Origin of the sequence: Streptomyces cyaneofuscatus (genome assembly GCF_033109485.1) — a bacterium.
Taxonomy (GTDB): Bacteria; Actinomycetota; Actinomycetes; order Streptomycetales; family Streptomycetaceae; genus Streptomyces; species Streptomyces cyaneofuscatus.
Window position 1 is genome coordinate 2719520 of the sequence record NZ_CP137002.1, and the last position, 21435, is coordinate 2740954.

The following is a 21435-nucleotide window of genomic DNA, read 5'->3' on the forward strand; positions in this document are numbered from 1 at the left end:
GATTGACCGATCCATGGCAAACCCACAAGGGTGCCTTGAGCCACGCCATACGCACGCCATTCACCTGCCATATGCCTGACATCCTGGCGACCATGACCACCTATCACTGCCCCCAGGACGGAACCCGGTCCCCCATTTCCGCCCTGACCTGGTGCTGTCCGGTCTGCCGGGGCCCGTGGGACCTGGACTTCCGAGCCGCCCCAGGGCTCACCCCGCATGTGCTCCCCGGACGTGCCAATTCACTCTGGCGTTACGAAGAGATCTTGCCGCTCGCCGGCCCCGAGGTCTCCCTCGGCGAGGGCCGCACCCCGCTGGTCCCGCTCACGGACACCGTCTCGGCCAAGCTCGACTACCTGATGCCGACGCTCTCCTTCAAGGACCGGGGCGCGGTGATGCTGGCGGAGCTGGCCCGGCGGCTGGCCCCGGACCGGGTGGTGGCCGACAGCAGCGGCAACGCGGGCACGTCCATCGCCGCGTACTGCGCGCGGGCGGCACTGCCCTGCACGGTGTACGTCCCCGAGGGCACATCGCCCAAGAAGACCGAGCAGATCCGGGCCCACGGCGCGGTGCTGGTGACCGTCCCCGGCGGCCGGGAGGCGACCGCCCTGGCGGCCCGCGCGGCGGCGGACGAGCCGGGCGTCTTCTACGCCTCGCATGTCTTCAACCCGTATTTCCTGCACGGCACGAAGACGTACGTGTACGAGCTCTGGGAGGACCTGGGCGGCCGCCTCCCGGACACCCTGGTGGTCCCGGTCGGCAACGGCACACTGCTCCTCGGCGCGGCCCTGGCCACCGCCGAGCTGCACACCCTGGGCCTGATCGCGGACCGGCCGCGGCTCGTGGCCGTACAGGCGGAGGCGGTGTCGCCGCTGGCGGAGGCGTTCCGGGCGGGGGCGGAGGATCTGCTGCCGGCCGGGTCCGGTGCCCCCGCCCCGACCCTGGCGGAGGGCATCGCGATCCCGCGTCCGCCGCGCGCCCGGCAGATCCTGGCGGCGGTACGGGGCTCGGGGGGCACGTTCCTGACGGTGTCGGAGGACGAGATCCGGGACGCCCAGCGGGACCTGGCGGCGCGCGGGTTCTACGTCGAGACGACGGGGGTGGCGTGCTGGGCGGCGGTACGGGACGGTGCGGCACGCGGGCCGGGGAGCGTGGTGGTGCCGTTGTGCGGGGCGGGGGTGAAGACGGGGATGGCGGGTTAGGGGCTGTCGCCGGGCGTGCCGAGCTCGGGCGGGTGGGCCTGCGTCTCTTCCCGCTTCCGCAGGTACGCGTCCAGCTCCGCGGCTCCCGTCAGCAGCGCACGCCCGCGGGCGGCGAGCCGGGCCCGCCAGTCGGTGAGGGCGGTCTCCAGGGGCGCGAGGCCGCCGACCGTACGGACCTGGTCGATCAGCGGGGCGATCTGCTCCAGCAGGTAGCCGCCACGCCGGAGTTGGTGGACGAGCCGGGCGTCCCGCACGTCGGCCTCGCCGTACACGCGGTAGCCGGTCAGCGGGTCGCGGCGCGGGCGGACCAGCCCGGCCGACTCCCACTTGCGCAGGGTGGCGGGCCGGATGGAGAGCCGGTCCGCCAGGGGTCCGATGAAGGTGGCGGTGGCGGCGGGGCTTCCGGGCGGCCCGGACTCCCCGGGCCCGGTCACCTCGGGCTCCCCCGCCTCCGGCCCCAGATCACGCAGGGCGCTCTCCACCGCCCGCAGGGTCCGCCGGTCCTCCAGGAGCTGGGCGTGGCTCTCGTCGATGAGGAGGAACGCCTCGTCGGCCGCGCCCCGGTTCACCGCCCGCATGATGCCCGTCGCCGTCGGGTGGCCGTGGCCGGGCAGCAGGGCGAGGAAGGTGGCCAGGGCGCTTGCGTGGAGCGGGGTGTAGGTGCGGTAGCCGCTCTCCGTGCGCTCGGCGGGCGGGAGGATGCCGGCCTCCTCGTAGTTGCGCACGGCCTGCGTGGACAGACCGTGCGGGCGGGCCAGATCGACCGGCCGGAGCCGCGTACGGCTTTGAAGGTTTTCTTCCACACCAACCCCTGAATCACGGTGATCGCGCACAAAAGTCTCCACCGAATGTTCAACGATACCGTTGAATCCATGGCCACTGACATCACGCACACCACCCATGCCGTCGACGCCGCCGCCGTCCTGAAGCTGCTCCCGTCCCGCCCTCGGCTGCTCGCCCTGGGCGAGCCCACCCACGGCGAGGACACGTTGCTCGACGTACGCAACGAACTCTTCCGGCACCTCGTCGAGCAGGAGGGTTACCGGACGATCGCGATCGAGAGCGACTGCCTGGCGGGCCTGCACGTGGACGCCTACGTGACCTCCGGCACCGGCACCCTGGACGAGGCCATGGCGCACGGATTCAGCCACGAGCTCGGCACGTCCGCAGCCAACCGCGAACTCGTGATCTGGGCACGGGAGTTCAACACCGGACGCCCGGCATCCGACCAGCTCCACCTCACCGGTTTCGACGGCCCGCTGGAGATCACGGGCGCCGCGAGCCCCCGGGAGGCCCTGACCGCGCTCCATACCTTCCTCGCCTCCTGGCTGGACGCGGACCACCTGCTGCCCTGCACCGCCGCCACGCTCGACCACCTCCTCGGCGCCGACGACCGCTGGACCGAACCGGCGGCGATGATGGACCCCTCCCGGTCCTTCGGCCGCTCCTCCGAGGCCGCCGAACTCCACCTCCTCGCAGCCGACTTGGTCTCCCTGCTCGACGAGCGGACCCCGCACCTGATCGCGGCGGCCGGGCGGGAGGCCTGGGACCGCGCCCGGCTCCACGGCCGCACCGCGACCGGCCTGCTGCGCTACCACTTCTGGATGGCCGACACCTCGCCCGCCCGCCTGACCCGGCTGCTCGGTGTGCGGGACCGGATGATGGCCGAGAACCTGCTCGCCCTCGCCGCACGCGGCCCGGTCCTGGCCTTCGCCCACAACAGCCACCTCCAGCGGGAGAAGAGTTCGATGCGGATGGGCGGTGAGCGGCTGGAGTGGTGGGGCGCCGGCTCGCTCGTGAGCACGCATCTGGGAGCGGAGTACGGGTTCCTCGCCACGGCCCTCGGCACGATCCGGCACCAGGGCGTGGGCGCGCCGCCGCCGGAGACCGTGGAGGGCCTGCTGTACGCGCTCCCCGAGGACCGCTTCCTGGTCGACCCCCGCGCGTTGGCCGCCGCGCTGGGCGACCCGCTCCCCGCGCCCCGCGTCTCCCCCTGGTTCGGCTACTTCGGCCTGGACCCGGCGCATCTGGCGGAGACGGACGGCCTGGTCTTCGTCAAGGACGTCGCGCAGAGCTGAGGGCAGCATCCGGAGACAAGGGCTGGGCAGGGCCATCCGGCGGGCGCGTTCACGCCACGTTCCGGGGGCGGGCGTGCCGTTCCGCGCGCCCCCGCTGCCGCCTCCCTACCTTCGTACCGTGAGCCTCTCGCGTATCTCCGTCCTCGCACCCCTGGTCGCGGCCGCCCTGATCGCACCGCTGCCGCCCCTCTCCTCGGCGGCCTCCGCCACCCCGCCACCGCCGTCGTCGTCCCCGTCCGTCCCCGCCTGCGGCCGGACGGACGGTCAGGACCCCGCCTGGGCCCTGTCGTCCACCCGGTTCGGAGAGTCGGAGGGCTACGACCCGTACGTGGGCAACGGCTACCTCGGCCACCGGATCCCCGCCACCGGCACCGGTTACGCGGCCACCGGAGAGAAGACCGGCTGGCCGCTCTACACCCCCCGCTACGACGGCGCGTTCGTCTCCGGCCTGTACGCCCGGGACAAGGCGGTCTCCGAGGGCCGCGAGGTGATCGCCGCGCTGCCGAGCTGGACGACGATCGAGGTGGGCGTCGGCAGAGAGAAGTTCGGCACGGACACACCGGCCGGCCGGATCTCGCACTACCGGCAGACGGTCTTCCTCAGCTGCGGCCTCGTCCGCACCTCGCTGCGGTGGACGACGGCGGACGGCCGCGCCACGGACCTGACGTACGACGTCCTGGCCGACCGTTCCGACGTCCACACCGGCGCCGTACGCCTGCGGATGACCCCGCGCTGGAGCGGTACGGCGACGGTCACCGGCCGGCTGGACGACCGGGGCGCACGCCGGATCACCCTGCGCAAGGACGGCACGTTCAGGACGCTCGGCACCGGCGTGGAGGGCGCGGTCGCGCAGACGATGCGCCGCGGCTCGGGTGTCGTGGAGACGCTGCGCCCCGAGTCGCGTACGGCCCCGAGGCCGACGCCGGTCCGCGAGGGGCGGACGTACACCTTCGAGAAGTACGTCGGCGTCGACACCGCCCTCACCTCGCCCGCCCCCGCCGAGGACGCCCGCGAGGCGGCGCACCGGGCGGCCCGGCGCGGCTGGGACCGGATCTTCGCGGCGAACGAGACGGCCTGGCGCGAGGCCTGGTCGGCCGATGTCCTGGTCCCGGGCGACCGTCGGCTCCAGGGGTGGCTGCGCTCGACCCAGTACGGGCTGCTGGCCAACACCCGGCGCGGCTCCTCCGACAGCATCGCCCCAGCGGGCCTGACCAGCGACAACTACGCGGGCATGATCTTCTGGGACGCGGAGACGTGGATGTTCCCCGGGCTGCTCGCGACCCGCCCGGAGCTGGCGCGCTCGGTCGTGGAGTACCGCTACCGCACCCGGGACGCGGCCCGCGCGAACGCGGAGAAGTACGGCCACCGGGGCCTGTTCTACCCCTGGACCAGCGCGAGCCGGGGCCGTATCGACTCCGAGTGCCAGAGCTGGGACCCGCCGCACTGCCTGACCCAGAACCACCTCCAGGGCGATGTGTCCCTGGCCGTCTGGCAGTACTACCTTGCCACCGGTGACCGCGACTGGCTGGCGGCGAGGGGCTGGCCGCTCCTCAAGGGCATCGCCGAGTTCTGGCAGTCACGCGCCACGGCGAACCCGGACGGCAGCTACTCCGTCAAGAACGTTGCCGGGCCCGACGAGTACAGCAACGGCGTGGACGACGGCGTCTTCACCAACGCCGTCGCGGCCACCGCCCTCCGCAACGCGACCCGCGCGGCCGAACTCCTCGGCCACCGCCCGCCAACCGCGTGGAACCGGGTGGCGGGCGGCCTCCGCATCCCGTACGACTCCGGCCGGAAGGTCTTCCTCCAGTACGCGGGTTACAACGGCTCCACGATCAAGCAGGCGGACACGGTCCTGCTGATGTACCCGCTGGAGTGGCCGATGGAGCCGGGCGCCGCTGCCGCCACCCTCGACTACTACGCGGCCCGCACCGACCCGGACGGCCCGGCGATGACGGACTCCGTGCACGCGATCGACGCGGCGGCGATCGGGGAGCCGGGCTGCTCGACGTACACGTATCTCCAGCGCGCGGTACGGCCGTTCATGCGGGGCCCGTACGACCTGTTCTCCGAGGCGAAGGGCGAGAAGTCGGGCGCTGAGGACCCGCTCTCCGGCTTCCCGGCCGAGGACTTCCTGACCGGGAAGGGCGGCTTCCTCCAGGTGTTCACGCACGGTCTGACGGGCCTGCGCCTGCGCGAGGACGGCGTGCACCTGGACCCGCTGCTGCCGCCCCAGCTGGGTGAGGGCGTGCGGCTGACGGGGCTGCGGTACCGGGGTGCGACGTACGAGGTCGAGATCGGGGCCCGGACGAGCACGGTCCGCCTGACGTCGGGCACGCCCTTCACGGTCCACACGGCGCAGGGCGCACGCCGGCTCTCCTCGTCCCTCACCCTCCCCACCCGCCGCCCCGACCTGACCCCGACGGCCGACGCGGCGCGCTGCCGCCCGGTGACGGCCACCTCGGAGGCCCCCGGCCTGTACGCGGAGGCGGCGGTGGACGGCTCGCCCGCGACGTCCTGGTCCCCGGACGGGGCGACGGGGGCCCTGACGGTGGACCTGGGGCCGCACCCCCTGCGCATCACCTCGGTGACCCCGCGCTGGAGCGACGTACCGCCGGCCTCCCACACGTTGGAGACCTCCGTCGACGGCCGCTTCTGGCGCCCTTACCTGGCGGGCGACACGGCTCGGAAGGTGCGGATGACGGTGCGGTCCCAGGACCCGGAGAAGCCGGCGGGGGTGGCGGAGCTGCGGGTGGAGGCGGGGCGGTAGGCAGCGGTCCGCCCCGCCCGTGCGGCAAGCCCCGGCGCGCCATCGGATGCACCATGGAAAGGGGACCGCATCCGACCATCGGAGGTGTGCGGACCATGACCATGTACATGGATGTCCACCGGGGCATGAAGGGCATCACGGCGGCGCAGCTGAAGGAAGCGCACGCGGCCGACACGGCGATCGAGAAGGAAGAAGGCGTCCACTTCGAACGCGCCTGGGCGGACCCGGAATCCGGCACCGTCTACTGCCTCTCCACCGCCCCGTCCGCCGACGCGGTCCAGCGCATCCACGAGCGGGCGGGTCACACGGCCGACGAGATCCACGCGGTGCCGCTGGCCGTGTGACGCGCGGCCTCAGGGGATGAGCAGGGTCTTGCCGACGGTGGTGCGCGCCTCCACGGCGGCGTGTGCCGCGGCCGCCTCCTCCAGGGGGAAGGTCTGACCGACGACGGGCCTGATCGCCCCCTCGACGGCCAGGTCGAGGATGCCGGTGACCAGCTCGCGGGCCTGGTCCGGCCGGCTCCAGAGGGCACGTGCGCTGAAGCCGGTGAGCGTCAGGTTGCGGCTGAGCAGCTCCAGCGGCTTCACGTCGAGCGGCGCGCCGCTGGAGAAGCCGAAGACCACCTGCCGCCCGGTCTCGGAGGCGAGCAGCCCGAACGCCTCGCGGCCGAGGGTGCCGCCGATGTGGTCGAGGACGACGTCGACACCGCCGGCGACCTCCCGTACCCGGTCCGCCCAGTCGGGCAGCGCGTGGTCGACGGCGTGATCGGCGCCCAGCTCCTTGACGAGGGTCAGCTTCTGCCCGCCTCCCGCGGTACCGATGACCGTGGCGCCGCGCCGCTTGAGCAGCTGCACGAGGATCGTGCCGACGGCTCCGGCGGCGGCCTGGACGAGGACCCGGTCGCCGGGGGCCACGCGGGCCGCCCGGATCAGGGCCTCGGCGGTGGCACCGTGCCGGTAGAGCGCGACGGCCGCCCCCGTGTCCAGGGCCTCCGGGACGGGGATGAGCGAATCGGCGGGTACGACGGCGAGTTCGGCGTATCCGCCGACGGCGGCGGTCGTGGCGAGCACCCGGCTGCCGAGGACCGCCTCACCGACACCGGGCCCGGTCGCGACGACCTCGCCCGCGACCTCCTTGCCCAGCACCAGGGGCAGGGGCGCCTGCCCCGGCACGTCCCGCATCAGCCCGGCGCGGATCTGGGTCTCCAGGAACTGGATGCCGACGGCGCTCACGCGGACCGTCACCTCGCCGGGGCCGGGCCGAGGGCCGGGCACCTCGGCGACGGCCAGCCGGTCGGGGGGTCCGAAGTCCTTCAGCAGGACGGCGCGCACGGATCCTCACTCCTTCATGGGCGGGTGCACGTCCTACGCTCCGCACCCGGGTCGGCAACAGTCGGCCAACTATTGCCGCCCGCCAAGACCCGACGCAAGGGCCGCCTGCCTCCCCGCTCAGCCGCCGGACACCCGCACCTACACGGGCCCCCGCCCCGGCCGCTGGACCTCCCCCGCCGCCTCCGCCTCGGCCTTCGCGTCGCTCACCGCGACGGCGGCCTGCTTCGCGGCCTCGTCGGCGGCCGCGGCGGCGTCCAGCGCGAGCGTCGGGTCCGCCTCCATCTCCGGGGCGCCGTCGCCCTCAGGCGTACCGTCCTCGTCGGCCGCCTCCTCGCGCTGCGCGGTGACGGGGGCGCCCATCGCCGACCGGTCGCCGAACGCGCTGGTGACGGCGCGGACCGCCTCGGTCAGCTCGCCCGGGATCACCCAGAACGTGTTGTTCTCGCTCTGCGCCAGATGCGGGAGCGTCTCCAGGTACTTGTACGCGAGGACCTTGGCGTCGGCGTTGTTGCGGTGGACGGACTGGAAGACGAGCTCCACCGCCTTGGACTCGCCGTCCGCCCGCAGGATCATGGCCTGCTGCGTACCCTGCGCCTCCAGGATGTCCTTCTGCTTCGTACCCTCCGCGGTGAGGATCTTGGCCTGCCGCTCCCCCTCGGCGTGCAGGATGGCCGCGCGCTTGTCGCGCTCGGCCCGCATCTGCTTCTCCATCGCCTCTTTGATGGTGTTCGGCGGATCGATGGCCTTGATCTCGACCCGGTTGACGCGGATCCCCCACTTGCCGGTCGCGTCGTCGAGGACGGCGCGGAGCCGGGCGTTGATCTCCTCACGCGAGGTGAGCGTCCCCTCCAGGTCCATACTGCCGATGACGTTACGCAGCGTGGTCACGGTGAGCTGATCGATCGCCTGCAGATAGTCGGCGACCTCGTAGGCCGCCGCCCGCGGGTCGGTGATCTGGTAGTAGAGCACGGTGTCGATGTTCACCACGAGGTTGTCCTCGGTGATCACCGGCTTGGGGTCGGACGAGTAGACCTGCTCACGCACGTCGAGCTTGGTGTTGACCCGGTCCGCCACCGGCAGGACGAAGTTCAGGCCTGGCTGCAGGGTCCGGCGGTACCGGCCGAACCGCTCGATGTTGTAGCGGCGCGCCTGCGGAACGATCCGCACGGTCGCGGCCACGAGAAACACCACGACGATCGCCGCCACGAGAATCGGGATGACCACCGGATCCATGCGTCCTCCCTCGCTAGATGCGCTACGTGTTCAGCCGTTCACGTTCACGGTCACGTTCATGGAAGAAGCTCGCGCGGGTACACGACGGCTGTGGCGCCTTCGATCTCCATGACGTCCACCAGCGCTCCCACCGGGATCACATGGGTCTCGTCGAAAGCCCGGGCGGACCATTCCTCACCGGAGACCTTGACCAGGCCGTGGGTGGCGGTCACCTCCTGCATGACCTCGGCCCGCTTGCCGATCAACGCGTCGCTGCCCTCACGGGTGATGGGCGAGTTGGCGAGGGCCCGCAGAGCGACCGGACGTACGAGAACGAGTCCGGCAGCCGCCGCCAGGGCGAGCGCCACGAGCTGACCCAGCAGGCCGATACCCACACCCGCCACCACGGCGGCGACCAGCGCGGCACCGGCCAGCAGCCCGAAGACCAGCGTCAGGGTGAAGAACTCCGCGACGCCAAGCGCCGCGGCGGCGAGCAACCAGGCGAGCCACGGCATCGGATCAGCCTCCCTAAGGGGACTTCTTCCATCAAATCTACCCTTCAGGCGCGTACGGGAACCGCCTGTGCCGGTTCCATCACGCCAATTCGGCAATAGTCTCGTCTGATAAATTGAGCCGGAATCCCATGCCGGAACGGAGGTACGAGGGGCAGGCCCGACCCCTGACCGGTCAAGGTCGAGGTCGACACCACCCCTCAGATCGCGATGCTGCAAGTGCGCAAGCTGGAGCGCTACAAGGACGATCAAGGAAACGAGATCGTCTACGACGGCGAGGTCCGCGAGGAAAAGATCGATATCCGGTTCAAGGGGGCGAACAACAAGCTCGTCATCAGCCCTGAAGCGGACATCAAGGACCTGCTCGTCATCTTCACCGGAAACAACGGGCAGATCGATATCGGGCGCACCACCAAGCGGCGTGCGGGTCTGCGCTTCGAACTGCGCTGCGGGCACGAGTCCACGATCCGGATCGGTGAGAACGTCGGCTGCGCCGGCCGGACCTTCATATCCGCCGTCGAGGGCGTCTCGGTGACGATCGGCGCCGACGTGATGTTCGCCAAGAACATCGAGGTGCGCGGCGACGACACCCACCCGATCTTCGACGTACGCAGCGGGAAGCGCGCGAACGTGTCCCAGTCGATCGTCGTGGGCGAGCACGTCTGGATCGCGAAGCACGCGGTCGTGATGGGCGGCGCGACCATCGGCAACGGCTCGGTGATCGGCTTCCGTTCCATCGTCACCAAGGCCATCCCCAACAACTGCGTCGCGGTGGGAGCGCCGGCGAAGGTCGTCAAGCGGCACATCGCCTGGGAGCGTCCCGAGGTCGTCACCCGCCTGCCCGGCGAGGAGTTCCCGCGCAAGGGTGAGAAGTCCGAGCAGTACTGGAACCTCACCGACGACGACGGTGGCAGTGGTGTCCAGGAGAAGATGGTCGTGCGGCCGCAGCCGAAGAGGCGGCGGCTGGCCTCGTACGCTCCGGCTCCGGTGAAGCGACTGGCGAGGAAGCTCCGCTCCTCCTGAACCGCCTGCCTCCGGCGGCTCATCGGCAGCCACGAACAACGGCCTCGGGCCCGGACTTCCGTCCGGGCCCGAGGCCGTTGTTCAGTGCGGGGACACGCTCTAGGCGTCGCCCACGACCGTCGACTCCAGGTGGGTCACCATCCGGTCCAGACCGGTCGGCAGATCGACCACCGCGCTCCAGCCGAGCCCCGCGAGCCGGGCGCTGTCCAGGCCCTGCTTCTTGCTCATGCTGTACGCGCGGGCGTCGGCCTCGTTGGTGAACCGGAGCTGCTGCCCGCGCTCCGGGCGCACCTCGGTGAAGAGCTCGGCCAGCCGGCGGATCGAGACCAGACCGGCCGGGTCCGCGACGTTGTAGGCCGCCTCGTCGCCGCGGAGCAGCGCGTAGAACAGCCCGGCGATGGCGTCGGCCACGTAGGTGTAGGTCCGGACGCCGGAACCGTCGCTGTTGAGGACGATGTCCTTGCCGGCCACCACGTTCGCCGCGAAGTCGGCCTGCACCCGGCCGTCGTCGAGCGCCATGCCCGGCCCGTAGACGTGGCCGAACCGGACGACGTGGCTGCGGATGCCGTACTGCGCCTGGTAGGTCGCGCCGATCGTCTCGGCGGCGCGCTTCCCCTCGGCGTAGCAGGCCCGCGGGTTGAGGATGTCGAACCCGCCGTAGCTCTGCTCGTCGATGAGCTCGGTCTCCGGGGCCTGGGCCCCGTAGACCTCCGCCGAGGACATCAGCAGGAAGCCGCGGCTGGCCTTCTCCACACAGAGGTCGAGCAGGTTGAACGTGCCGAGCAGGTTCGCCTTGATCGTCAGGACCGGCTGGCTGCCGTGCAGGGCGGGCCGTGCGGCGCTCGCCCCGTGGATCACGTAGTCGACGGGGCCGGGCAGCTCCAGCGGAGCCGACACGTCCTGGACGACCAGGTGGAAGTCCGGGCGGTCGAGCACGTCCGCCAGAAGCCGCCGGGCCTTCTCCTCGTTCCGCACCAGGCCGTGCACGGTGATGCCCGCGCCGTGCCGGTCGTTCAGTGCGAGCAGGGTGTAGACGACGTACGACGGCAGCATGCCGCTCGCACCGGTGACGAGCACGGTGGAGCCGGACAGCTCGCCCCACGGCAGGTCACGGTCGAGGATCTCTTCGAGGTCGCGCGCCACGACCGGGCTGGAAACGGTGGTCATGGCGCTCACAGCCCTACGATCTGCTGGTTCTCGAGGATCTCGAAATACGTCCGGCAGAGGTAGAAGTCCTCGGCCGTCGTGATCTTGATGTTCGAGCGGGGGCCGACGACGCGGTAGATCTTGCGGCCGTAGCGGTGCATCAGGGAGCACGAGTCGATGCTGTCGTGCTCGCCCTCCTCGACCGCCCGGTCGTACAGCGAGAGGATCTCGCCGAGCCGGAAGCTCTGCGGGGCCTGGGCGGCGTAGATGTGGTCGCGCGGGATCACGTCGTCGATGTGGTCGTGCTCACTCGACACCACGGTCTCGTTGAACTTGGTGCAGGTGATGGCCGAGCCGTGCTCCAGAACCGTCGAGATGTTGGAGCTGATCAGCTTGGCGTCGATCAGCGGCCGCACGCCGTCGTGGACGAGCACGACGGTGTCCTCGGGACACTCGGCGGCGACGGTCCGCAGCGCGTTGTGGCGCGACTCCTGACCGGTCTTGCCGCCGTCGATGACCCACTTGACCTTCTGGATCTCGTAGCGCGTCAGCAGCTTCATCATGTGCTCGCGGTACTCCGGGAGGATCGCGATGGCTATCGCGTCTATCTCGGGGTGCGCCTCGAAGTGCTGAAGGGTGTGAATGATGACGGGCTTGCCGTGGACTTCCAGGAACTGCTTGGGAAGGGCACGGCTGTTCATCCGGGAGCCGATGCCTCCGGCGAAAAGCAGGGCGACGTTCATGTTTTTACTCCTCCGACTGGTCACTGAGCGGCTGGTCTCCCACCGCGGTATCGTCCGGGACGGGTGCGAGCCACGGCTGGAATCCGCCGGTCTCGTTGCCGTGATCTCCGACGACCAGCCAGTCGATCACGCGGTCCGCCGAATTCGTGTCGACGTAGTCGAAGTTGTCCCGCCGGAATTCCTCGACCTTGGAAAGGTCGAAGTCCTCGTCCTGCAGGGACTTGAGCAGTTCATCGAAGGTCACGCACACCTTGCCGGGGGCAACGGCGTCGTAGTCGCGGTGGAATCCGCGGACCACGGAATACGTGTCCTTGTCGTACGCGTAGAACAGGATCGGCTTGTCGAGCAGCGTGTACTCGTAGATCACCGACGAGTAGTCCGTGACGAGCACGTCGGTGACGTGCAGCAGGTCGTTCGTGTCCGGGAACTCCGCGAAGTTGATCAGCCGGTCCGCGTACTCGGCCGGGATCGGCGGCTCCTCCGAGATGAAGTGGTGCATCCGGAAGAGGACGACGTACTTGTCGCCGCAGACCTCGTGGAGCTTCTCGAAGTCGATGCGGTCGTAGTCGTAGTGCGCGTCCCCGATGCTCTTCCCGCGGAAGGTCGGCGCGAACAGCACGATCTTCTTGCCCTTGAGGTGCGGGTAGGAGGCGAAGAAGTCGTCCTTGACCTTCCGCGAGTGGTCCTCGTTCAGGAAGGTGTCGATACGGGGCAGACCCGTCGGGACGACCGCCGACTCCTCGATACCGAACGCCTCGGCGTACACCGGCACCAGGTGCTTGGACCCGGTGATGACGTAGGTGTACTTGCGGTGGGCGTTGGAAAGCTTCGGCGAACCGTACTTGCCGAACCGGCTGTAACCGACGGCCTTGAAGCCACTGCCGGCGTGCCAGAGCTGAATGATCTTGGTGTCCGGCGAGATGTTGAGGTTCGCGAGGAGACCGAAGTAGTCGTCCATCAGGACGGTGTCCGACGTCGCCAGCCGGTAGATCAGGCGGAGCGTGCTCCACTTGTTCGCCGTCGCCGGCACACGGAACGAATAGTTGAACGTGTGCTTCTTGTCGAGACCGCGCTCGATCATCCGGTCGTGGACCCGCGCCAGGTTGCCACCGAGACCGGTGCGCATCTCCGAGGCGAACAGGATCCGGTTCCCCTTCGGCGGGTTCAGCCGACGGGCCGTCCGGTAGAACTTGTTGGCCATCTTCCGGCGCCGGGCCCGCGGGAACACCTTCAGCGATATTCGCTTGCCGAGCGGCTTCTTCTTCGCCGGCTTCTTCGCCCCGGCACCGCGGAACAGCTGGTACGTCCGCATGAGGAACGCGGGGTGGTCCTCGTCGTCCGAGATCCCGAACGCGATCACGTACACGGACCGGTTCTGGTCGTACAGGAAGGTACGGGAGTCGGAGTCGAGCCGGTCCGCGGTCTTGAGGTCGAAGGTCGCCTCAGGCAGTCGCTCGTCATCGATCACCGGGACGATCCGCCACGTACCGTTGGGCACCTGGCGCCGGTCCCGGAAGTTGGTGACGTTGATGTCCAAGCGGTGGTGTTCGGCGTCGATTTGCTGAGAGTTCACCGGGAATTCTCGCCCGTTGTCAACTATCAGGAAGCGCAGAGCACTAGGATCTCCAGTGAAGTCGGAGACCGCCACATTGAGAGTGAGATGCACGCGCTCCCAGGATATGGCCGCAATTGAGCAACGCGCCATCGTCGTCCTTCCATTCGTGATCCGTCGTGCCTTCGTTCCGAGGCGTGCGCGACGGCTACGAAGCCTGCCAGCGCCAGGTGAGACGGTTATCGGAGCATAGCGTACGGGGTCCCACGCACCCCAAACCAAGGACGGGAGCCGGAGCCCCCCAGGACTGCGGTCGAGCGCACCCGTCGGGACCCCCGCAGAACCCTCTCATCTCCGCCCCCGACCTGCTTGAACGACGTCGCCGGCGAGTTCACACCTCGGTTACGCACATGTGACATCCGGGCTTTTCCCACTTCAGGACGAGGCGCGATGAATGGCGAGGACCACACCAGGTAGGTGGTGGCAGAAAGTAACGACGCCGACACGCAAAACATTGCTGGGCGCGGCCGCACCGAAGTGCCGTTGCCGGACAGTCAAGAGTTCGCCGGTGTGGCGGAGTTCACACATTCGGTGAAGCTGCCCCTAGGTATCTGCGTGACCGAAATGTAGCGCAATATCAGCACCTGCCTTACATGCCGCCCTCGCCGTGTCCTCGGTCGTCAGCCGGGCCCTGGAGGTGATCCGTCCCGAGGAGCCCGGCCGGGCCGGCTTCGCGCGGTATCTCCTGGAGGGGAAATGGGCGCCCCGCTTTCGGACTGGAGCGGACGGGTGGAGGCTCCGGCGGCCGATGTGACGCTGACCCTCGCGCCCGCCGACCGCGAGCGCCTGCGGAAGTTGAACGACCTTCGCAAGGATGAGGAGCTCTGGGAGTACAAGCGACAGCACGAGCGCAACAAGCGACGCTACCTCGGTGACGACGTACTCAAGAGCGCGGGCGGCGCGGTGGTGTGGTGGTGTGGTGGCTGGCCCGCCACGAGAACGAGATCGAGAAGGCAAAGCCCACGCCGGTGCCGCATCCCGCCCACGCGACGAGAACGACGAGAACGACGAGAAAGCAGCATGACCCCACGTCACACGCCGGGCCAGGAATCCGGTACGGGATGAACGAAGGGGCCGGACTCTCAAAAGTCCGGCCCCTTTTCACCTGCGTGTTCGCCACGTCGAGCGGATCATCCCAGCACCCACCGAACACTCGTCGATCAGTAGTGGTAGCGGGCGGCGAGGATGATGATCTCCTTGTCCGTAACCAGGTAGACAAGGCGGTGCTCGTCATCGATCCGTCGCGACCAAGCCCCCGGCAAGTGGTACTTCAGCGGCTCAGGCTTGCCGATTCCTGAGAAGGGATCACGTCTGGCGTCCTCGATGAGCTTGTTGATCCGAGCGAGCACCTTGCGGTCGTTCTTGAGCCAGGACGTGTAGTCCTCCCAGCCCTGGTCCTCGAAGACAAGCCTCACGCAGCACCCGCACCGGCGTCCGCCGCGTCCGGATCGATCAGCTCGCGCTCCGACAGGTTGAGGTGGGACAAGGCGTTCTCGTACGCCTTCAGCAACCGCCGGGCGTTCGCCGGCGAGCGCAGGAGGTACGAGCCCTCGCGCAGCGCCGCGTAGTCCTCGGCCGCGACCAGCACAGCGTTGCCGTGCTTCGAGACGATCTCGATGGCCTCGTGATTCTCGTTGACCTTCTTGATCAGCGGAAACAGTTCCTTGCGGGCTTCACTCGCCGTTATGGACATGACCTGCCCCTTCCATCATGTGGTACCAGATAACGTACCATTTTCTGTGCGGTCGAGGAGGGAAAGGCCAGGGGCCCATTCCCGGCGGAATGGGCCCCTTTCGACCTGGGCACGTCGCCAGATCGGCGCCGCGGCGTCACGCCACCCGCTACACGTTGAAGCGGACCCTGTAGTACAGAGCTCCCACCTGCGAAAACGCGGGTTCTGCAGGAGTCGTCCCAGCACCATCCCAGCACGGGCGTTGGCCGCATGGAGCGCGGCAAGACTTCCCGGCAGCGCTCCCACGCGCCGGGAAGCAGATGCCCGTAGTTCCTCGCCGGGTGCCACGTCGTACCCGTCGGCATCGAAACCGCCAAAGCCGCAGGCATCTTCTGCGGCAAGGCTGGCACCTCCGATATCGTCGACGCCACCGTCGTGACCATGGCAGCCAGCCTCGGCGCCATCATCTGGACCTCAGATCCGGACGACATCCGCCCCCTCATCGACGCCCAGGACATCAAACCCGCTCCTGTCATCCGCACCGTCTAGCAACTGATGTGCCCCGGCTCCGATGGAGTCGGGGCACATCAAACTCTACGAAACCGAGGTCAGCTCAGGAATCCGGCGCTAGTTGGCGCCAACCAGCCCCTAAACCTCAAGGTTTGTCAGGAGGCGTTCGGCGAGTTCGGCAAGGGTTTCGCCATCCTGGGTCATCCAGCGGGCGGTGCCCTGGTTGGAAACCGGTCGTCCCTCCCAGTCAGCCAGTTCCCACATGCGGGAAACCAGGCCGCTGGGCGAGTAGCGGTGGCGGTCATACTCCCAGATAAGGGCCTTGCCGGTCTCCCCTGTCCACGAGGCACGCGAGCGGCTCTCATCTGCTGCGAGCCAAGTGTCCAGTGCTTCTTTCTCGGCTGGTACGTAGAGGTTTAGGCGAAGGGGTGCGCCTTCCGGGAGTGCCCCTTGGTTGACGATAACGTGGACCGAGTTGGGGCGGCGCGGCTTGCGGGGCCGTTCTTCCTTGCGGAGGTACGGGGACACGTCCTGTGTCTGGCCTCCTGCGGACAGCACGTCCATGACATCGGTCACGAGCGCTGCGCACTCCGCGTCGTCGATGCACACTCGCTTGAGGTCCGAGCGGGTTCCGTGCCGGGAGTCCAGTACGCCGAGCATCACGGGTACGGTGAGCTCCAACAGTTCGGGGATCCGATTGCTTGCCTTGACGAACCAGGTGGCGGTGGGGTCTGCAGGGTCCGGCTCGCCCATGCCCGCGTCTTCTGCGAGCAGTTGGCGGAAGACGAGGTGGGTGAGGAGGAAAGCTCCGTCGTCGATGACGGCGGCTCCCCGCTTCTCGTACCCGTCGCGCACGGTACGTAGGGCTTTACGGGTCTCACGGAGGACGCGTACGGCGTTCCAGACCTCGAAGACTCCAGGTACGGAACGGAACAGCGGGTCGTAGATGGATCCGCTGCCTCGCTGCCATATCACGTCGGTGGAGTCGGCCGACACCAGCCGGGCCGTGAAGCGGCTGGCGAAGTGTGCACAGGCCAGCGCACACGCGGCCTCGACGACGGAGCAACCCTCGTCCCCCTGGGGCTCCAGTTCGCCTCGACGGACGCTGTACACCAGGTCCAGTTCGGCCCGGAACTCCTCGATCAGGACGGCCTGCACGGGGTCCAGGGCGATGCGGTCGCGGTCGGTGATGTGGTTCTGCCGGTTGGTGGCCTGGGTGGTGCGCTGGGCGAAGTCGGTGGCCCCGCCGGTGACGATGATGCGGACCCCGACCTCGGCCGACTCCGCCTGCTCGTCCTCTTTCGCCGCGTCGATGACGGCCCGTACGGTCTGCGCCCCGTTCACCACGCTCGCACCGTGCGCGGTGAGGCGGAGCGGGAGACGTTCCGGCTGCTTCTTGGATCCCTTCTCGATCTCCAGGGAGTCACACAGAATGGTGATGCCGTTATTGAAGTACCAGAAGTTGGCGGGCTCTTCGGTGAGCGTCTCCACCAACTCGCTGTTGATGGGTGTCAGCCCAAGCGGGTTGCGAATGTTGTGGTCGAAGAGTCGGTTGCCGTACTCCGCCCATTCCACGATCTGCTCGGCCTGCACCACGCCTTGGTATGCCTGTTGGTCGGAGGGCGAGCATGCGAACCATGGAGACATCGTCACTTCGAGGGTGATCGGCTCGGGTCTCTGATCGTCACGGGCTCGCGCGTAGATCTCCGGCGAGTGGATCACACGGTGAAAGATGTGAGTTCCGTAATGGTTGAAGTCCTTCTCCCCATTCTCGATGGCCTGGCGTACCCCTGGGGCGAGTTCCTTCGTGCCCATGAGGACGATCACCTGGGTCACTTTGGTCAGGTCCGAGCCCAGCAGCGACTTGGCCTGCTCGGCCAGGACACGGCCGCGCGGATTGAACTGGCGGGATTCCCCCGCGTCAATCAGGGTGAGTCCCGAGAACAGTTTGAGGACTGCGGTTTCATCGGCTTTGGCAGTGCCGGTCTCGCTCCATTTGGACTGGACGAGGTAGATCTGCGCGGCGTCCTGGTCAACGGCGATCGCGTCGATTCCCTGGTCGTTGCCGCCGTCGATGACGCAGGCCGCTGCCTCGGCGGGCGTCCAGTTGGTCACCATGCGCACGGCATGCGCGGCAAGGGCACGGGACCGCCTCGCGATGACGAGGTCGTCCGGCCTCCGGTTGCCGAAGTCGCTCATGTCGATGAGGCCGCCGTACGTCGCATCGAGGAAGTTGGCGACTTGGCGAACCTGGGTGGGAACGTCGGGGCGGCGCGGAGGGGTGCTCATCGTTCTCCCGTGCGGGGCTGTCAAGAGTGTGGGGCGTGGGAAACTCGGAGGGTGCGCGTCACTGGCCGGGGGCGAGTGAGTCCACGACGGCCTGGAAGCTGCTGCTCGCGCTGTTCAGTTCGGCGACGATGGAGGCCGCGATGTCGCGTGGGGAACCGAGGTCCTGCTGGTCTTCGGTGAGGTCGGCCCAAAGCTCCAGGCTGGTGCTAGGGCGGGCCAGAAGATCGGCTACGGGGTAGGGCTTGAACTGGCGTGACGGGGTACGGCTGCTGTGGTCGGGGTCGTCCGGGCGGTAGGCGGCGAGGAAGTCGGACAGGTCGTCCTCGGTGAGCGGGTTGCCGGTGTCCGTGCGGTGGTTGCCGGTGCGGGCGTCGTAGACCCACAGGGCACGCGTGGCGGGCTCGCCGCTGGGGCGAGGGGCGGACTTGGTGAAAAAGAGGATGTTCGCCTTGGAGTTGGTGCCCCGGAAGATGCCGGTGGGCAGACGCAGCAGAGTGTGCACGTCGCAGTTGAGGAGCAGATTGCGGCGTACGGTGGCCGCGGCGCCCTTACCGAATAGCACGCTGTCGGGGGCGAAGACGGCGGCTCGCGCACCTTGCGGCAAGGTAATGGCGATGTGCTGGAGGAAGTTGGTGGGCAGGTCCGCCTTGGGCGCCCAGAAGTCGTCGCGGTGGGTGGTGTCAACGGCCGCGTCGGTGCTCTTGAAGGGCGGGTTGCACAGAGCCACGGTCGCCGCGACATCCCGGTCCTGCCGCTGAATGGCCTTTGCCCTGCGGGAAAGGGAGTCCGACCGCTGTATCGGGGGAATCCCCGCGAACAGCCGGCGGGTGTTGAGGAGCACATTCATGGTGGCGAGACGGCACATCTGGGGATCGATGTCGGCTCCCGCGATGGCGGAGTCGTCCACCTTGGTGCCGTGGCTGTCCATTTCCCGATGGGCGGCGATCAGCGTGCTGCCAATGCCGCAGGCCGGGTCGATGATTCGGTCGTCCGGGGTGAGAGCGAGGGCCTTGGCGACCACGGCGAGGAGCGGCGGCGGGGTCAGGAACTGCCCGGTCTCGCGCTTCTTGAGCATGTCGTCGTAGCAGTCGGAGAGAAGTTGAGCGAAGGCCCGTCCGAGCTCGCCGTCGGGGACCTGGGCCCAACGGTACGGGTTGATCTCCTCGGTGATGAGCTGCCGCAGCTCGCTCATCCGGTCGATGTTCCACGGCTGTGCGTCATGGAAGAGAACACTGGCGGTGGTGCGACGCTGGTTGTCCGGGGTTGGCGTGCCGAGCGTGCGCATGGTGCGGGCCAGATAGCTGTGGAGGTCTTCGCCGCCGCGTTCGACCAGGTGCGGCCAGGTGTCGATCGACGGCGCGACCGGGCGGGAGGCGAACTTGCCGGGCCGGTTTGCGCGTTCGTGGTCGAGCTTGAGGAAGAGCAAGTAGGCGATGTGCTCAGCGAACTCGATCTTAGTCAGGGCCCGCGTGCTGGTCTTGTCGTTGTAGAACGCCCACCAGCGGCGGACGATCGATTCGGCGGTCCAGTGCCTCTCAAGCTGCCCACTCTGCGGCGGAATCCCCGACATCCCACTCGTGTTTTCCGGCCCAGTACTGCCCCGCCCCGGAGTCATCCCGTTCTGCTTCCCTTCGCTGTCACCCGAGTTCGGTCCACCGCCGGTTGCCTCCCGGCCCGGACTCGGGTGGCGGAAGGACGGGCCTACCTCGCGCGGGCTTCCCCTGCTTCATCGCTGTCGTCGGTGGTGCTGGTCGTGCCTGTCTCCGCAGCCTCCTCCTTCTTCAGGGCCCGGGCAACGAGGGTGAAATCGGCCAAAGCGGACTCCAATTCGTCCACGATTTCCTGGGCGATCACGTCAGGCGACGCGAGGGCCGTCTGTGTGGAGTCCGTTCCCGATCGGAGGACGGTCAGATCGAGATTCACCTTGTCACGAGTGATCAGTTCTTCGTAATCGTAAGCCTGGAAGCGATCAGTGGGCTTGCGAGCGGAGAAATCGGTGCCGCCCGAGTGGAAGGCGGCGACGAAGTCGTCCAGGTGCTCGCGGCGCAGCTGCCGCTGCTTGAGGGTGAACCGCTGGTCGGTGCGGAAGTCGTAGACCCACAGCTGCCTGGTGCCGGGGCGGCCTCCGGTGCGCTGGCCGGTCTTGTCGAAGAACAGGACGTTGGCCTTGACACCGTTGGCGTAGAAGATGCCGGTGGGCAGGCGCAGCAGCGTGTGCACATCACACAGGTTCAGCAGGTTGCGGCGGATCGTCTCGCCAGCACCTGACTCGAAGAGCACGTTGTCGGGGAGGACGACGGCTGCCCGGCCGTTGGTCCTCAGCAAGTTGTAGATGTGTTGGACGAAGTTGAGCTGTTTGTTGGTGGTCTGGGTCCAGAAGTCCTTGCGGGCGGTGTACGCCTCGCCCGTCACCGAGCCAACGCCAAAGGGCGGGTTGGCGAAAACGATGTCGTAGAACCGCGGGGGAGACTTCGCCAGAGAGTCCTGCACGGAGATCAGTGGCTTGGCCTCGGATGTGCCGATGTTGTGCAGCAGCATGTTCATCAGCGCCAGACGGGCAGTCTCCCGGACCAGCTCGTAGCCGGTGATCGCGCCGGTTTGCAGCTTGCGGCCCTCATCACCGTAGAGCTGTTCCTGGTAGTGCCGATTGAGGTGGGCGTGGGCGGCGATCAGGAAGCCGCCGGTTCCGCAGGCCGGGTCGGTGATGGTCTCGCCGACCTGGGGCCGGACACAGTCGACCATGGCGTCGATGACAGGGCGGGGAGTGAAGTACTGGCCGGCGCCGGTCTTGCGGTCCTCGGCGCCGCGCTGCAGCAGGCCCTCGTACGCGTCGCCCTTGAGGTCCTGGTCCTCGGTGGTCCAGCGGTACGGGTTGATCAGGTCCTTGATCAGCCGCTCCAGGACGGCAGGTTCGTGGATCTTGTTGCTCGACTTGGCGAAGACCTCACCGAGCATGGTGCCGCCGCGCGAACCGAGGTCCTTGAGAATGAACTCGTAGTGGTCGAGCAACGCGTCACCAGAGCGGGTGGTCAGGCTCGCCCAGTCCCGGCCCGGAGGAACGAGAGGCTCCTCCGGCAGGTTGCGGCGGAACTTGGCCGGGCGTTTGGCCCGCTCGTCCGCCATCTTCAGGAAGAGGAGGTACGTGAGCTGCTCGACGTAGTCGAGAGTGGAGACCCCGGAGTGGCGCAGGAGCTCGCAGTACGACCAGAGTCGGTTGACGAGGGTGCTGGTCGACTCGGCCGCGGTGGCCTTGGGCGTGGTCTGACGCCCAAGGAGAACAGTTTCCTGGGGCGAGTCCTGCTCCAGGGCGGTGGCGGGCTTGTCGGTGCTCATTGTGC

The 21435-nt window shown here is 68.5% G+C and carries 17 protein-coding genes; 5 read left to right on the forward strand and 12 right to left on the reverse strand.

Annotated features, from left to right (window positions below; genetic code table 11):
* Positions 1–92: 92 nt before the first annotated feature.
* Positions 93–1199 (forward strand): threonine synthase, encoded by a 1107-nt coding sequence (locus tag R2B67_RS11440; protein ID WP_381075145.1) that lies wholly within the window; start codon positions 93–95, stop codon positions 1197–1199.
* Here R2B67_RS11440 and R2B67_RS11445 read toward each other — a convergent pair.
* Complete coding sequence (locus R2B67_RS11445) at positions 1196–2002, reverse strand: MerR family transcriptional regulator (RefSeq protein WP_317817654.1); 807 nt, start codon at positions 2000–2002, stop codon at positions 1196–1198. The genes R2B67_RS11440 and R2B67_RS11445 overlap by 4 nt on opposite strands.
* A gap of 69 nt (positions 2003–2071) precedes the next feature.
* Between R2B67_RS11445 and R2B67_RS11450 the strand changes: the two genes are divergently transcribed.
* From R2B67_RS11450 to R2B67_RS11460, 3 genes are all read left to right on the forward strand, one after another.
* A complete protein-coding gene (locus tag R2B67_RS11450; protein WP_317817655.1) occupies positions 2072–3277 on the forward strand; it encodes an erythromycin esterase family protein in 1206 nt (401 codons plus the stop codon).
* A gap of 118 nt (positions 3278–3395) precedes the next feature.
* On the forward strand, positions 3396–6047 hold the full coding sequence (locus tag R2B67_RS11455) for a glycosyl hydrolase family 65 domain-containing protein (RefSeq protein WP_317817656.1): 2652 nt from the start codon (positions 3396–3398) through the stop codon (positions 6045–6047).
* Between the two features lie 95 nt (positions 6048–6142).
* Positions 6143–6391 carry an SCO4226 family nickel-binding protein gene (locus R2B67_RS11460; protein WP_026241147.1) on the forward strand — a complete coding sequence of 83 codons (249 nt, stop codon included), beginning with the start codon at positions 6143–6145 and terminating at the stop codon, positions 6389–6391.
* Positions 6392–6400: 9 nt separating this feature from the next.
* Here the strand turns inward: R2B67_RS11460 and R2B67_RS11465 are convergent, their stop codons facing one another.
* The 3 genes from R2B67_RS11465 to R2B67_RS11475 form a co-directional block, all read right to left on the reverse strand.
* A complete protein-coding gene (locus R2B67_RS11465) occupies positions 6401–7378 on the reverse strand; it encodes a quinone oxidoreductase family protein (RefSeq protein ID WP_317817658.1) in 978 nt (325 codons plus the stop codon).
* A gap of 138 nt (positions 7379–7516) precedes the next feature.
* Complete coding sequence (locus tag R2B67_RS11470) at positions 7517–8611, reverse strand: SPFH domain-containing protein (protein WP_317817660.1); 1095 nt, start codon at positions 8609–8611, stop codon at positions 7517–7519.
* Positions 8612–8667: 56 nt separating this feature from the next.
* A complete protein-coding gene (locus R2B67_RS11475) occupies positions 8668–9105 on the reverse strand; it encodes an NfeD family protein (protein ID WP_317817661.1) in 438 nt (145 codons plus the stop codon).
* Between the two features lie 207 nt (positions 9106–9312).
* Between R2B67_RS11475 and R2B67_RS11480 the strand changes: the two genes are divergently transcribed.
* Positions 9313–10125, forward strand: coding sequence for an acyltransferase (locus R2B67_RS11480; protein ID WP_317817662.1), 813 nt, complete (start codon positions 9313–9315; stop codon positions 10123–10125).
* Positions 10126–10224: 99 nt separating this feature from the next.
* Here the strand turns inward: R2B67_RS11480 and R2B67_RS11485 are convergent, their stop codons facing one another.
* The 8 genes from R2B67_RS11485 to R2B67_RS11520 all read right to left on the reverse strand — a co-directional run bounded on the left by R2B67_RS11485 (position 10225) and on the right by R2B67_RS11520 (position 21430).
* Entirely contained in the window at positions 10225–11292 is a 1068-nt protein-coding gene (locus R2B67_RS11485; protein ID WP_317824826.1) for an NAD-dependent epimerase/dehydratase family protein, read from the reverse strand.
* A gap of 5 nt (positions 11293–11297) precedes the next feature.
* Positions 11298–12014, reverse strand: coding sequence for an IspD/TarI family cytidylyltransferase (locus R2B67_RS11490; protein WP_161268341.1), 717 nt, complete (start codon positions 12012–12014; stop codon positions 11298–11300).
* Between the two features lie 4 nt (positions 12015–12018).
* Entirely contained in the window at positions 12019–13587 is a 1569-nt protein-coding gene (locus R2B67_RS11495; protein WP_030561289.1) for a CDP-glycerol glycerophosphotransferase family protein, read from the reverse strand.
* Positions 13588–14786: 1199 nt separating this feature from the next.
* Positions 14787–15041, reverse strand: a complete 255-nt coding sequence (locus tag R2B67_RS11500) for a Txe/YoeB family addiction module toxin (RefSeq protein WP_317817664.1) — start codon at positions 15039–15041, stop codon at positions 14787–14789.
* Positions 15038–15319: a type II toxin-antitoxin system Phd/YefM family antitoxin gene (locus tag R2B67_RS11505; protein WP_317817666.1), complete on the reverse strand. Its 282-nt coding sequence runs from the start codon at positions 15317–15319 to the stop codon at positions 15038–15040. Before R2B67_RS11505 ends, R2B67_RS11500 begins: the two co-directional genes overlap by 4 nt.
* A 627-nt stretch (positions 15320–15946) precedes the next feature.
* On the reverse strand, positions 15947–18097 hold the full coding sequence (locus tag R2B67_RS11510; RefSeq protein ID WP_317817667.1) for an AIPR family protein: 2151 nt from the start codon (positions 18095–18097) through the stop codon (positions 15947–15949).
* Between the two features lie 58 nt (positions 18098–18155).
* Positions 18156–19667 (reverse strand): HsdM family class I SAM-dependent methyltransferase, encoded by a 1512-nt coding sequence (locus R2B67_RS11515; RefSeq protein ID WP_317817669.1) that lies wholly within the window; start codon positions 19665–19667, stop codon positions 18156–18158.
* A 131-nt stretch (positions 19668–19798) separates the two neighbouring features.
* Positions 19799–21430, reverse strand: coding sequence for a class I SAM-dependent DNA methyltransferase (locus R2B67_RS11520; RefSeq protein WP_317824827.1), 1632 nt, complete (start codon positions 21428–21430; stop codon positions 19799–19801).
* Positions 21431–21435 lie beyond the last annotated feature (5 nt).